The 13,188-nt window shown below is 59.9% G+C and carries 10 protein-coding genes; 3 read left to right on the top strand and 7 right to left on the bottom strand.

The window, feature by feature from the left end:
- The first annotated feature begins 92 nt into the window (after nucleotides 1-92).
- Nucleotides 93-1,520, top strand: a complete 1,428-nt coding sequence (locus AC3EMD_RS19905; RefSeq protein ID WP_302073659.1) for an MFS transporter — start codon at nucleotides 93-95, stop codon at nucleotides 1,518-1,520.
- Between the two features lie 70 nt (nucleotides 1,521-1,590).
- A complete protein-coding gene (locus AC3EMD_RS19910) occupies nucleotides 1,591-2,835 on the top strand; it encodes a mechanosensitive ion channel family protein (RefSeq protein ID WP_004202471.1) in 1,245 nt (414 codons plus the stop codon).
- Nucleotides 2,836-2,838: 3 nt separating this feature from the next.
- On the opposite strand, the gene AC3EMD_RS19915 is transcribed toward AC3EMD_RS19910, so the two are convergent.
- Nucleotides 2,839-3,819, bottom strand: a complete 981-nt coding sequence (locus AC3EMD_RS19915) for a LacI family DNA-binding transcriptional regulator (protein WP_302073660.1) — start codon at nucleotides 3,817-3,819, stop codon at nucleotides 2,839-2,841.
- Nucleotides 3,820-4,051: 232 nt separating this feature from the next.
- Between AC3EMD_RS19915 and AC3EMD_RS19920 the strand changes: the two genes are divergently transcribed.
- Nucleotides 4,052-4,468, top strand: a complete 417-nt coding sequence (locus AC3EMD_RS19920) for an Exc2 family lipoprotein (RefSeq protein ID WP_004183289.1) — start codon at nucleotides 4,052-4,054, stop codon at nucleotides 4,466-4,468.
- Nucleotides 4,469-4,487: 19 nt separating this feature from the next.
- On the opposite strand, the gene AC3EMD_RS19925 is transcribed toward AC3EMD_RS19920, so the two are convergent.
- From AC3EMD_RS19925 to AC3EMD_RS19950, 6 genes are all read right to left on the bottom strand, one after another.
- Nucleotides 4,488-5,639 (bottom strand): Gfo/Idh/MocA family protein, encoded by a 1,152-nt coding sequence (locus AC3EMD_RS19925; protein WP_088717801.1) that lies wholly within the window; start codon nucleotides 5,637-5,639, stop codon nucleotides 4,488-4,490.
- 1 nt (nucleotide 5,640) lies between these two features.
- Nucleotides 5,641-6,663: a sugar phosphate isomerase/epimerase family protein gene (locus tag AC3EMD_RS19930; protein WP_032729529.1), complete on the bottom strand. Its 1,023-nt coding sequence runs from the start codon at nucleotides 6,661-6,663 to the stop codon at nucleotides 5,641-5,643.
- Between the two features lie 16 nt (nucleotides 6,664-6,679).
- Nucleotides 6,680-7,885 carry an MFS transporter gene (locus AC3EMD_RS19935; protein ID WP_012542531.1) on the bottom strand — a complete coding sequence of 402 codons (1,206 nt, stop codon included), beginning with the start codon at nucleotides 7,883-7,885 and terminating at the stop codon, nucleotides 6,680-6,682.
- A gap of 187 nt (nucleotides 7,886-8,072) precedes the next feature.
- Nucleotides 8,073-9,449, bottom strand: a complete 1,377-nt coding sequence (gene pheP / locus AC3EMD_RS19940) for a phenylalanine transporter (RefSeq protein ID WP_012968762.1) — start codon at nucleotides 9,447-9,449, stop codon at nucleotides 8,073-8,075.
- 106 nt (nucleotides 9,450-9,555) lie between these two features.
- Nucleotides 9,556-11,754, bottom strand: a complete 2,199-nt coding sequence (locus tag AC3EMD_RS19945; protein ID WP_022065421.1) for a TonB-dependent receptor — start codon at nucleotides 11,752-11,754, stop codon at nucleotides 9,556-9,558.
- 59 nt (nucleotides 11,755-11,813) lie between these two features.
- Nucleotides 11,814-12,896 (bottom strand): YncE family protein, encoded by a 1,083-nt coding sequence (locus tag AC3EMD_RS19950; protein WP_012968764.1) that lies wholly within the window; start codon nucleotides 12,894-12,896, stop codon nucleotides 11,814-11,816.
- Nucleotides 12,897-13,188: the final 292 nt, after the last annotated feature.

Below are 13,188 nucleotides of genomic sequence, written 5' to 3' on the forward strand. Positions count from 1 at the left end.
TAGTGCCAGTACCAGTATAGACAGGAACTGGTACCCGTTTAATTTATCGGTAATGCTACGTCGGTCTGCTGAATGACGCAATGGAGAATCCCATGAATACGTCTGCTGTTTCACCCGGCCGCGCCGGTCTGTTGCTGCTGCTGGGCGGCCAGATGCTGCCGCTTATTGATACCTCGATCACCAATGTGGCGCTGGACGCCATCACCCACACCCTGGCGGCCAGCGCCACGCAGCTGGAGCTTATCGTCGCGCTCTACGGCGTCGCCTTTGCCGTCTGCCTGGCGATGGGCAGTAAGCTTGGCGATAACTATGGCCGCCGGCGCCTGTTTATGTGGGGCGTCGCCCTCTTTGGCATCGCTTCCCTGCTGTGCGGGATGGCGAACAGCATCGGCGCCCTGCTGGCGGCCCGCACCCTGCAGGGCACCGGGGCGGCGCTGATTGTGCCGCAGATCCTCGCCACTCTGCACGTGACCCTCAAAGGCCCCGCCCACGCCCGGGCTATCAGCCTGTATGGCGGCATCGGCGGGATCGCCTTTATTGTCGGACAGATGGGCGGCGGCTGGCTGGTATCGGCGGACATCGCCGGGCTGGGCTGGCGCAACGCCTTTTTTATCAATGTGCCGATCTGCCTGCTGGTGTTGGCTCTGAGCCGCCGCTATGTGCCGGAAACCCGTCGCGAGACGCCGTCGCGTATTGACTGGCTGGGCACGCTGTACCTCGCGCTGATCCTCTGCTGCTTGCTGTTCCCGATGGCCCTCGGTCCGGAGCTGCACTGGCCGCTGTGGCTGCAGCTGATGCTGGTGGCTGTCCTGCCGCTCATGTTCGCCATGCGTCAGAGCGCCCTGCGCCAGCAGCAGCGCGGCGACCATCCCCTGCTGCCGCCGCGTCTGCTGCAGTTGACCAGCATCCGCTTCGGCATGGCCATCGCCCTGCTGTTTTTCAGCGCCTGGTCCGGCTTTATGTTCTGCATGGCGCTGACCATGCAGGAGGGGCTGGGGATGGCGCCGTGGCAGTCCGGCAATAGCTTTATCGCCCTCGGCGTGGCCTATTTTATTTCGGCGCTGTATGCCCCGCGGCTTATCGCCCGCCACAGCATGGGGCGGATCCTGTTGACCGGTCTGGCGGTGCAGATCGCCGGGCTACTGCTGCTGTGCGCCACCTTCTCCCGCTTCGGCATCGCTACCACCGCCCTGACGCTGGTCCCCGCCACGGCGCTGATCGGCTACGGCCAGGCGCTGATCGTCAACAGCTTTTACCGGATTGGCATGCGCGATATCAGCGCCAGCGACGCCGGGGCCGGGAGCGCCATCCTCAGCACCCTGCAGCAGGCGACCCTCGGTCTCGGGCCAGCCATCCTCGGTTCGCTGTTCCTCGCGCTGGCCCGCCGCGGCGGCGGGAACTATCCGCAGGCGCTGATTGATTTTCTGCTGGTCGAGGTGGTCATGATGCTGTTGCTGGGGGCCATCGCGCTGTGGCTGCGCCATCATCTCAACCGACAGCCGGCGACGGTAGCGTCGTAATACCGGCGGCGGTGATTTGCATAATAGCTATCCAGCGGTCATCATACCCGCTGGATATTCAGGAGACGTTATGCAGGAATTAATATCGCAAATTGCCGCCTTAGGAATCGAAATAACCCCCACCCGCTCGCTGATGATTATCTTCGGCATTATCTTATTCACCGCCGTGGTCGTGCATCTGATATTGCACAAAGTGGTCCTGCGCGCGTTCGAAAAACGGGCGTTGGCCAGCAGCCATCTGTGGCTGCAAATCATCACGCAGAATAAACTCTTTCACCGACTGGCCTTTACCCTGCAGGGGATCATCGTCAACGTGCAGGCGGTGCTGTGGCTGCAAAAAGGCAGCGAGGCCGCGGAAATATTAACCACCGTGGCTCAGCTATGGGTGATGATATATGCCATGCTGTCCTTCTTCTCGCTGCTGGATGTGATCTTAAAGCTGGCGCAGAAATTTCCCGCCGCCTCACAGCTGCCGCTGAAGGGCATATTCCAGGGGATTAAGCTGGTGACGGCGATTATTATCGGCATCCTGATTATTTCCCTGCTGATAGGCCAGTCACCGGCGATCCTGATTAGCGGGCTCGGCGCGATGGCCGCGGTGCTGATGCTGGTGTTTAAAGATCCGATCCTCGGTCTGGTGGCCGGTATCCAGCTCTCTGCCAACGATATGCTCAAGCTTGGCGACTGGCTGGAGATGCCGAAGTACGGCGCCGACGGCGCGGTGATCGATATCGGCCTCACCACGGTCAAGGTACGCAACTGGGACAACACCATCACCACCATTCCAACCTGGTCGCTGGTCTCCGACTCGTTTAAAAACTGGAGCGGCATGTCGGCCTCCGGCGGCCGCCGCATCAAACGCAGCCTTAACATCGACACCACCAGCATTCATTTTCTTGATGAACAGGAGCAGCAGCGCCTGATCCGGGCGAAGTTGCTTAAGCCCTATATGGATTCGCGCCACGAGGAGATTAGCGCCTGGAACCAGCAGTACGCCGGGGAACAGTCGGTTCTCAATGAGCGGCGAATGACCAATGTCGGCACCTTCCGCGCCTATCTGCAGGAGTATTTACGCCATCATCCACGCATCCGCCAGGATATGACCCTGATGGTGCGCCAGCTGGCGCCGGATGCCAACGGGTTGCCCATCGAGATCTACTGCTTCACCAACACCGTGGTGTGGGCGGAATATGAGGGGATCCAGGCGGATATTTTCGACCATGTCTTCGCCGTGGTGGAGGAGTTTGGCTTACGCATTCATCAAACGCCCACCGGCAACGACATTCGCGCGCTGGCGGGCGCCTTCTCCCGCTGATCCTCAGGCGCTGGCGCGGGCTATCACGCGCCAGTCCATCATCACCCGCTCGACGGCGGCGTCGGGATCGTCGATGCGTTTCATTAACAGGACCACCGCCGTGCGGCCGATCGCCCGGGAGGGCTGTTCGACGGTGGTCAGCTGCGGGGAGACCACTTCCGCCAGCTCGGTGCCGTCGAAGCCGATCACCGCGATATCCTCCGGCACCCGCAGTCCGGCCTGGTCAATCGCCCGCAGCGCCCCGGCAGCAAGTGAGTCCGAAACGGCAAACACCGCGTCGGGCTGCTCGTCTTGCGACAGCAGCTGCTCCATCGCCCGTTTACCGGCCGCCGCGCTAAGATCCTGCGCGTAAGTCACCTGCTGATACACCAGACCGTGCACGTGCAGCACGCTTTTATAGCCGCGCTCGCGCAGACGGGCATAGCGATAGCTCAGGTCGTGATTAATGAGCGCAATGCGGCGGCGGCCGCTATCGGCCAGTCGGGACACCGCCCCCTGAGCCGCCTCGACGTCGTTAATCCCGACGCAGGAGATGCTGCCGGTGTCGGCATACTCCGCGCACTGCACCCAGGGCGCATCGCCAATCATGGTGGTCAGTTCCGGCAGGCTGGAGAGCGCGTTCATGGTAATAATGCCGTCGACCATTTTGCCGGAGAGCAGCTGCAGGCCCGAGGTCGAGCGGGCCAGATCCGACCCGGAGTTACACAGCAGAATGCGGTAGCCATTCTTCTCCGCCTCTTCTTCTATCCCTTTCACCACCTCGGCGCAAAAGGGGTTAGCGATATTGGAGACCATCACCAGGATCATATTGCTGCGAGCGGTTCGCAGCTGACGCGCCAGCAGGTTCGGCTGATAGTTGCTCTCTTTGATCGCCTGCAGCACGCGCTCACGGTTTTTGGCTTTTACCGTATCGCTGTTGTTCAGCACCCGCGACACCGTGGCCACCGAGACGCCGGCCAGACGAGCAATTTTCTGAATAGACATAAACCCTGCACTTCCTGCGATAGAGGTGGATCCTGCAGGCTATCATAAATGACCTCTGGTCAGCCTGCCAGCCTGGCGCGAAAGCGCGGGAACGCACGAGAAAACTATTAAAAATCAGGGCTTCTCTCCCACGCCGTTAACGCGCATCCTTTTGCCGTTCCACCCGGTTCGCGCTCTGGCGACAGCCCCCTGGCGCCCTATTTCTTCATTTATGATTAAGGATGATATCTCCATGAGGCTCTCCACCGCGGTTCTCGCCCTCAGCTGTGCCCTGGCAACGATCACCGGCTGCACCTCGTCAAAATCGTCACCGGAACGCCACGCTTACGCGTTTGTCGCCCACCGCTCCGATTTTGTCGGCGGTAATTTCACCGTCAACCGCCAGGAAAATTACCGTTTAAACCTGCCGACCTTCACGGCAATGTACGCCCGCGGCCAGCAGGATAAAGCCGCTGGCATGAGTGAAAGCGACGCCCGCCGCACCGCTGAGGCCATCAAACAACAGGCGGCGCAGGGCACCCGCACCGAGCACGCCTTTACCGGCAACGCCAGCGACAAATGGGATAATGCGATGGAAAATAAAGATGCCGTCCTGTTCGGCAACGAGCTCTCCGGTGCCTATCTCGACGGCTATCTTGGGGTGAAATAATCCTGCGCCCCGCCTGCGCTCAGCGTTCGACGCTGACCCAGCGCTGCTGCTGATGGCTTTTGACGATCGCCTCGATGATGTACATCACATCGGCGCCGTCGTCGAAAGCGGCGAAGCGCCGGGCCCCGGCCTCCGGCATCTTCCCGGCGCGCACCGCCTGATAAAAATGCCCCATCATATTCTTGAAGGCATCCGGCCAGCCCTCAATATGGCCGCCGGGATAATGGGCGCTGGCGGCGGCCTCCGGCCGCAGCAGGCTCGGGTCGTCGCTGAGCAGGCGATCCGGCTGCTCGCGGTGGCCGATCCACAGTCGCTGGGGCACTTCCTGATCCCAGGCCAGAGAACAGAGGCTGCCGTTAATCTCCACCGCCAGACGGTTTTTCCGCCCGGCGCTCACCTGGGAGACCATCAAGCTGCCTTTGCTGCCATCGTCAAAACGCAACAGCACCGAGCCAAAGTCCTCAGTATCGACAGGCCGGGTTTCATATGCCTGCGCCTCGTGAACGGCGCTGAAGGTCGCTTTGCCATTGACTGGCGCTTTACGCGTCGGCCAGACGATAGACAGATCCGCCATCACCTCGACAATCCGCCGACCGGACATAAACTGCACGGTATCGCACCAGTGGGAGCCGATGTCGGCCACCGTCCGCGACGCGCCGCCCTGCGCCGAATCGACCCGCCAGTTGTAGTCGGTCTCCAGCAGCATCCAGTCCTGTAAATAGCTGCCGTGCGCCGCGAAGATCCTGCCAACATCGCCATGGCGGATCATCGCCGCCGCCTGCTGGACCATGGCGAACTGGCGATAGACGAAGCTGACGCCATGCACCACGCCGGCCCGGGCGGCAAGCGCCACCAGCTCCCGCGCTTCCTCCGCCGTCATACACAGCGGCTTTTCCGAGAAGACGTGCAGCCCGGCGGCGAGGATCTGCCGGTTAATCTGGGCATGCAGATGGTTCGGTGTACAGTTATGCACCACCTGCAGCCCCGGATGGGCCAGCAGCGCCTCCACGCTGTCGTAGGCATGGGCAATGTTCAGCGCCTGCGCCTTGCGCTGCGCCGCCTCAAGGCGGCTGTCGCACAGCGCCACGACCTCGACATCTCCCAGCCGCCGCAGCGCCTCCAGATGCGCCGGGCCAATAAACCCTGCCCCGATTATCGCAACCTGAATCATGTTATTCCCTCCCGCCGGCGGCAAAGTCATCGAAGGCCCGTCCGGCAACGGGAATGATATGGCGGCGGATAAACTCGCTGCCCTCGCGCGCGCCGGTCTCGGCGTCCTTCAGGCAGCACTCCCACTCCAGCACCGCCCAGCCGTCAAAATCATATTCGGTCAGCTTACTGAACACCCCTTTGAAGTCGATCTGCCCGTCGCCGGGAGAGCGGAAACGCCCGGCCCGCTGCTGCCAGGGCTGGTATCCGCCATAGACGCCATTGCGCCCGTTGCGGCGAAATTCGGCGTCCTTGACGTGAAACGCTTTAATACGCGAGTGATAGATATCGATATAGGTCAGATAGTCCATCTGCTGCAGATGCAGGTGGCTCGGGTCATAGAGCATATTGCAGCGCGGATGGTTATCCACCAGCGCGAGAAAACGCTCAAAGGTCACGCCATCGTGCAGATCTTCGCCGGGGTGGATCTCATAGCAGACATCGACGCCCTGTTCGTCGAAGTGGTCCAGCAGCGGCCGCCAGCGCCGGGCCAGCTCGGCAAAGGCCTCATCCAGAAGCGGCTGATTGTGCGGCGGCCACGGATAAAAAAAGGGCCATGCCAGCGCCCCGGAAAAGGTCGCATGGGCCTTCAGCCCCAGACGGCCGGAGGCCACTGCCGCCTGGCGCACTTTCTCCACCGCCCAGCGCTGGCGCGCCTGCGGATCGCCATGTAACGCGGCTGGGGCAAAGGCGTCAAACGCCGCGTCATACGCCGGATGCACCGCCACCAGTTGCCCTTCAAGATGAGTGGACAGCTCGCTGATGACCAGCCCATGCTCCGCCAGGGTGCCGCGGACCTCGTCGCAGTAGGTCTGGCTCGCCGCCGCCCGCTCGACATCGAAAATCGCCGGGTGGTTGCAGGGGATCTGCAATGCCTTGTACCTCAGGCCGGCGGCCCACTGCGCCATCCCCGCCAGGGTGTTGAACGGCGCCTGCGGGCCGATAAACTGCGCCAGAAAAATGCCCGGTCCCTTAATCGTTTTCATACCCCCTCCTGAAAAATTAGTGCGGCTCTTTCTCGTTGTACTGGAAAGAGAAAAGGAAAATCAGCGCGATAACCGCGGCGGCCACCGCCGGGATCCACCAGAAGGTCACCCAGGCCTGCGGCACGCTCTGGCCGGCCACCAGATGGTTATACAGCGCGCCGGAGATCTGCGAGCCCAGCAGCATGCCGATCCCGTAGGTGAACATCACAATCATGCTCTGCGCCTGGCCTTTGACCTTCTCGCCCGCCACGCGGTCGGTGTAGATAAAACCGACGACAAAGAAAAAGTCATAGCACACGCCGTGCAGCAAAATGCCCAGATAGAGCAGGAAGCGCCCCTCTTCGCTGACCCCGAGGGCAAAAAAGGCGTAGCGGACAAACCACGCCACCATGCCGATGAGCAGCATATATTTCACCCCGAGGCGACGGAACAGCAGCGGGATCACCAGCATAAAGACGATCTCTGACATCTGGCCGAACGACATCGCGGTGCTGACATCCTTGACGCCGGCATCCGCCAGATACGACGCGGTATAGGCGTAATAGGTGCCTAACGGCACGGAAATTAAGGTGGCGCAGAGGGAGAAAATCAGGAAGTGACGGGTTTTCAGCAGCGCGAAGGCGTCCGCGCACAGCAGATCGCGAAACTGCACCGGCATGCCTTTGGCCGGCGCCGGGGTATGGGGCAGCGTCAGGCTGTAGATCGCCAGCGCCACCGAACAGAGCGCCGCCACGGTGAAGATGCCGGTGGTATCAGAGATGCCGGTCACCCCGATGCAGATCCCGGCGATAATCCAGCCGATGGTGCCGAACACGCGGACCACCGGGAAGGTTTTATCGATATTGGCCAGGCTGTGGAACGCAATATTGTTGGTCAGCGCCAGGGTCGGCATATAGCACAGCGTATAGCCGAACAGCAGGCCAATCAGCAGGGCGCCGTTCTGCGCCACCAGCGCCTGGGGGACAAACCACAGGATCGCCGCCCCGGCCAGGTGCATCACCGCCATCACCTTCTGCGAGGCGAAAAAGCGGTCCACCAGCATCCCCAGCACAAAGGGGGACAGGATGGAGGCGATCGGCCCGGCGGAGAACGCATCGCCGATCAGCAGTGACATCTCATAGCGGGTCATCACCAGCCCCAGGGTCACCGACCAGCTGCCCCAGATAAAGAACTGCATAAACATCATTAACGACAACCGCGGCACCAGAAAACGGTGGCTCACGCGGACACTTTCCCGACCTTCTGTTGTTGTGACCATGTTGCTCGCCCTCAGAAAAGTAATCGATTACAAAATCGCTCAACACAAAAGTAATCGATTACAAAAAGAAGATCGTCAGGCAAATTCCCCACCTGCGAAGAGGATCACAATAAAAAGGCAGGCAGCCCCGCCGGACGGCGGGACGTCTCGCTTACGCCGGGCGGCGCAGCAGTTTGAAGGCGATAAACAGGAACAGGATCCACACCGGCAGCAGGATTGCCGACAGGCGCATGCCGTCGATAGTGCACATCAGCACCAGAATCAACCCAAGGAAAGCAATGCAGAAGTAGTTGCTGGCGGGCGCCAGCAGCGCTTTGAACTTCGATTCACGCCCTTTGCGGCGCTGGGCGGCACGGAACTTCAGGTGCGCCATACAGATCATGATCCAGTTCAGGAGCAGCGTCGCCACCACCAGGGCCATCAGCAGCCCCAGCGCTTCATGCGGCAGCAGGTAGTTCAGCACCACCACCAGCGAGGTAATGACGCCTGACAGCAGCAGCGAATTCACCGGCACGCCGCGTTTGCTGACGCGGGCGAGGAACGTCGGCGCATTGCCCTGCACCGACAGGCCGAACAGCATCCGGCTGTTGGAGTACACACCGCTGTTATAGACCGACAGCGAGGCCACCAGAATGACGAAGTTCAGCGCGGAGGCCACCATGTTGCTGTCGAGATGATGGAAAATCATCACAAACGGGCTGCTGTCGGATTTGATCTCCACCCACGGGTAGAGCGCCAGCAGCACCACCAGCGAACCGATATAGAACAGCAGGATACGATAAACCACCTGGTTCACCGCTTTCGGGATGCTCTTTTCCGGGTTTTGCGCTTCGGCGGCGGTGATGCCGATAAGTTCCAGCCCGCCGAAGGAGAACATAATCACCGCCAGCGACAGAATAAGACCGTGCCAGCCGGTGGCGAGGAAGCCGCCGTGTTTCCACAGGTTGTCGAACCCGGCTTTGCTGCCGCCGTGGCCGCCAAACAGCATCCACAGGCCAAAGGCAATCATGCCGATAATCGCCAGCACCTTAATCAGTGCGAACCAGAACTCCGCTTCGCCATACAGACGGACGTTGACCAGGTTGACGGCGTTAATAATGAGGAAGAAGGCCGCCGCCCAAACCCAGGTGGGCACGTCGGGGAGCCAGTACTGCATGTAGATCCCGGCGGCGGTCAGTTCCGCCATCCCTACCAGCACGAACATCACCCAGTAGTTCCAGCCGGACAGGAAACCAGCGAACGGGCCCCAGTATTTGTAGGCAAAGTGGGCAAAGGAGCCGGATACTGGCTCTTCCACCACCATCTCGCCCAGCTGGCGCATGATCAGAAAAGCGACAATCCCGGCCACGGCGTAGCCCAATAAGACCGCCGGGCCAGCCATTTGAATCGCAGGACCAATGCCAAGAAACAGGCCGGTACCAATCGCGCCGCCAAGGGCGATAAGTTGAATGTGTCGGTTCTGTAAACCGCGATGAAGCGTCGGGCCGCTCTCTTCTACGGCATCCGACGACGTTGACGCGTCTTTCACGTCGTTCCCCTGTGTGTTTTTGTGAAGGGGCACCTTTTATCACTTAGGGGGAATTGTCGCAAGTTGCGCGGGGCGAGCGTCAGCCGCCCGCCCCGCTTTTTTAGCGTCAGAAGTCGTAGCTCATTGAGACGCGCACGGTACGCGGATCGCCTTCGAACAGATAGGTACCGGTATCGTCAATGCCAGACCAGTACTTCTCGTTGGTCACGTTGGTCACCCCGACGCGCCAGGTCATTTCGTTCTGGTCGGCGTTCAGGCGCATACGATAGCGCAGGCCTAAATCCAGGGTGGTGTAGCTATCCAGCTTCTTGGTATTGGCCGCATCGGCATACTGCGACCCGCTATGATTGACGCGCGCAGTGGCGGTCAGGCCTTCCACCGGCTTGATATCATACTCGGCGCCGAGCACCGCGTAGAAGTTAGCCACCCCGATGGCATCTTTACCGTCGGTTGCGCCTTTAGCGGTTTTAGTCTGTTTGGCATCCAGCCACACCGTACTGGCGTTAAGACGCAGCCCCAGCATCGGCTCGCCGAAGACGTTCATCTCTACGCCGCGGTTACGCTGCTCGCCGTCGAGGCCGTAATTGCCAGCGGTATCGGAAATAGCGTTCGGTTTTTTGATTTCAAACAGCGCCAGCGATCCGCCGATCGTTCCGTAGTCGATCTTGACGCCCACTTCGTCCTGCTTCGAGTGCGCGATCCCGGTACTCTGCCCGGCATTGGCCGCCGTCGTCGGCGCCACAGAGCCCGGCTGCAGCGCTTCGGTATGGTTAGCATACAGCGACAGCTGCTCCCACGGCTTGTACACCAGGCCAAACGTCGGCATCCAGCGGCTTTGGGTATAACGCGAAGAGGTATCTTCCAGTCCGGTGGCGTTGCTGTAGTTGCGCACAACCACTTTCTGATGACGAGCGGCCGCGGTAAACAGCACCTTATCGTTAAAGAAGCCGAGAGTGTCGCTCAGCAGCCAGCCCTGCGTACGGCTGCGCGAGGTGACCAGCGGATCGTGGTAGTTGCCGCCAAAATAGGCGTTATCCGGCATCGCCACATCACGGTTGTCATAGATATTGGTGGTCGGATTCTTCGCCGACATCCGCCAGGCGGTAGCATCGGTATGCACCTGCGCCGCATAGCCGAGGTTCACCTTATGCGAAATCGCGCCGGTATTGAAATCGCCGCGTACCCCGCCCATGCCGCTGATCGCGTCGATAATGCGGTTAGTATCCAGGCGGCCCACCGTCGCATCGCCGTTTTTATTCAGAAGCTTCGGCGCGCTGTAGGTACCAATTTCATGCGAATGCTGGCCGCCAAGGGCGCTGTATACCGTCCAGCTATCGGTCAGGTCGTATTCTGCCTTCGCCATGCCGAATTCGCTTTCGATATCGCTATAGCCCCACTTCTGGCTGTAGTTTTTGCTGTTGTCCGGCAGCGCCGGAACGAAATCCACGCCGCTGATATTGACGCCCATCGTACCGCCGTGGAACGTTTTCTTCTGGTAGCCGAAATCGAGCGAGGAGCGGAAACGGTCGCCGCGGTAATCAAGCCCCAGCGAAGCCAGCGTAGTACGACGTTTATCATTATCGATAGCGCCTTCACCCTCGCGATGCACCAGGTTGACCCGGGCGCCGAACTGGTTGTTGTCGCCGAAACGGCGTCCCAGGTCGAGGGTGCCGCCCACCTGAGAATCAGAGGTATAGTCGACGCCAACGCGCGCGGTCGGCAGATCTTCCGCCCGTTTCGGCTCAAGGTTAATCATCCCGCCGACGCCGCTGCTGGCCGCACCGTTAAGCAGGCTGTTAGCTCCTTTGAAAATTTCAACGCGCTCCAGCATCTGGGTGTCCATCACCTGACGCGGCACCACGCCCGCCAGACCGCCCATGGTCATGTCATCGCCATCGAGCTTAAACCCGCGGATTCGATAGGTCTCGGCGAAGTTGCCGTAGCCCTGTACGGCCTGCACGCCAGCGTCGTTACTGACGACATCGGCGATGGTTTTCGCCTGCTGATCCTGAATCAGCTTCGAGGTATAGCCGATAACGTTAAAAGGAACGTCCATCGCCTTTTGTTCGCCAAGCATCCCCAGACGGCCGCCGTGAGCGATCTGCCCGTCGAGGAATGCCGGAACCACCAGGTCGCCGCCGGATTTAAAATCGCTGGTTTCGTTAGCCTCGACGATGAGGGTCTCTTCGCCAGGTTGCTTCGCGGCGGCAGCGTCCGCGGCCATCGCCGTTTGACTGGCAGCGCCGATGGCTAAGGCCAGCAGCGTTTTACGCAGCGGGAAGGATGAATAGTGCGTGGTGTGCATAATTTGCCCCATGGATGAGGATAAATGAATCAAAGGGCCCGTCGCCGGACCCGTTATTTTTATTGCGCGTTCAGGTCAATGCGTACGACGCTGTCCGGGCCTTTTGTGGAGTGGTCTTTATTGAAGGGCTGTTTGACGGTGACAAATAGCGTCTGACCATCGGCGGAAAGCAGCAGGCTGTTGGGATTGGCCGGCAGCGCCCAGCTTTTCTTCAGCGTGTAGCGGCTGGCGTCAAGGCTGATAACCTTGCCGGATTCACGCTGCGAAATATAAATTTCGTGGCGTTTCTTATTGAACTGCACTGCCAGCGAATCGCCGACGTCGAGCTGTTTAAGCAGCTTGCCGCTGTGGATATCCAGCACCAGAGTGGTTTTCGCTTTCGAGTTATCAGTCACAAACAGGCGGCCGGTGTCGCTATCTTCGGCCATATTAAGCAGCAGCGCTGGCTTGTCGCCCAGCGGCTTCCAGCGCTGTTCAATGCGCTGGTTATGTGGGTTGATCACCAGAATTTCACCGCTGCCGTTAGCGGCGTACACGCGACCGGTTTGTGCGGAGTAGTGCAGGCCGGTCATCCATTTACCGGTATTTTTAATCCGTGTTTTCAGCTTCAGAGTGGTGGCGTCAACCACCCAGATTTGCGCCGGGTCGGCGACCGCACCAACGTAGAGAGTATTGTTCAGCAACAGCAGCTGGCGGGCCCCATAAGGGCGACCTTTTTCATTGCGCTCGCTGAACAGCAGGCGGTTTTTTACCTTGCCGGTGGCGGTGTCGATAGCGCTGATGCCGCCGTCCAGCGAATTGCTGACATACAGCGTTTTACCCTCCGCAGAGAGCTGTAAAGCGAAGTTTTTCAGATCGGTGTGCGTCAGGCCGATGGTATTGAGGGTGTGCGGATCCAGTGTGTAGACCGCCCCGCCCTGCACATTTTTAAAGCCTTCGGCGCTGGCGACGTACAGCGCATCACCCTGCGGGCTTAACGCCATCTCGTACAGCCCTTCCGCTAGCTGGCGCTGCAGCGGTTGCGCCACGTTAGGGGCTGGCGAGTCGACAACCGGTTGGGAAACGGCAGAGGAATGAGGCGTCGCGCAGCCGCTTAACGCCGCGCTGATGGCCAGCATCAACGTCGGAAGTGTGTATTTCATTGGATCAACCCTATAAAAAATCAATGACCCGATGGACGCGCAGCGACCGATATTGTCTGTTTCCAGCCTGCTGTCTTTACGTCACCCTACGCCTTCGCGACTCTTAGTGAACGACTCACTGGCGCAGCTCGAACCTTGCCAAAATTACGAATGAAAAAGAGAATGAGAACTATACTCATTATCTAATGTCAAACAAGTCCTGGCGGGCAAAAAAGATAATCTGCTGATTTTTTTTACGGCAATGGCGGATTACGAGGGGAAGACAGGATCCGTGACGGGAAAAGAGTCCCGG

It is taken from the genome of Klebsiella sp. PK18, assembly GCF_057784655.1.

Excerpts from the sequence above, each read along its gene's own strand:
- AC3EMD_RS19905 (WP_302073659.1), top strand. The coding sequence starts at position 93 with ATGAATACGTCTGCTGTTTCACCCGGCCGCGCCGGTCTGTTGCTGCTG.
- AC3EMD_RS19910 (WP_004202471.1), top strand. The coding sequence starts at position 1,591 with ATGCAGGAATTAATATCGCAAATTGCCGCCTTAGGAATCGAAATAACC.
- AC3EMD_RS19915 (WP_302073660.1), bottom strand. The coding sequence starts at position 3,819 with ATGTCTATTCAGAAAATTGCTCGTCTGGCCGGCGTCTCGGTGGCCACG.
- AC3EMD_RS19920 (WP_004183289.1), top strand. The coding sequence starts at position 4,052 with ATGAGGCTCTCCACCGCGGTTCTCGCCCTCAGCTGTGCCCTGGCAACG.
- AC3EMD_RS19925 (WP_088717801.1), bottom strand. The coding sequence starts at position 5,639 with ATGATTCAGGTTGCGATAATCGGGGCAGGGTTTATTGGCCCGGCGCAT.
- AC3EMD_RS19930 (WP_032729529.1), bottom strand. The coding sequence starts at position 6,663 with ATGAAAACGATTAAGGGACCGGGCATTTTTCTGGCGCAGTTTATCGGC.
- AC3EMD_RS19945 (WP_022065421.1), bottom strand. The coding sequence starts at position 11,754 with ATGCACACCACGCACTATTCATCCTTCCCGCTGCGTAAAACGCTGCTG.
- AC3EMD_RS19950 (WP_012968764.1), bottom strand. The coding sequence starts at position 12,896 with ATGAAATACACACTTCCGACGTTGATGCTGGCCATCAGCGCGGCGTTA.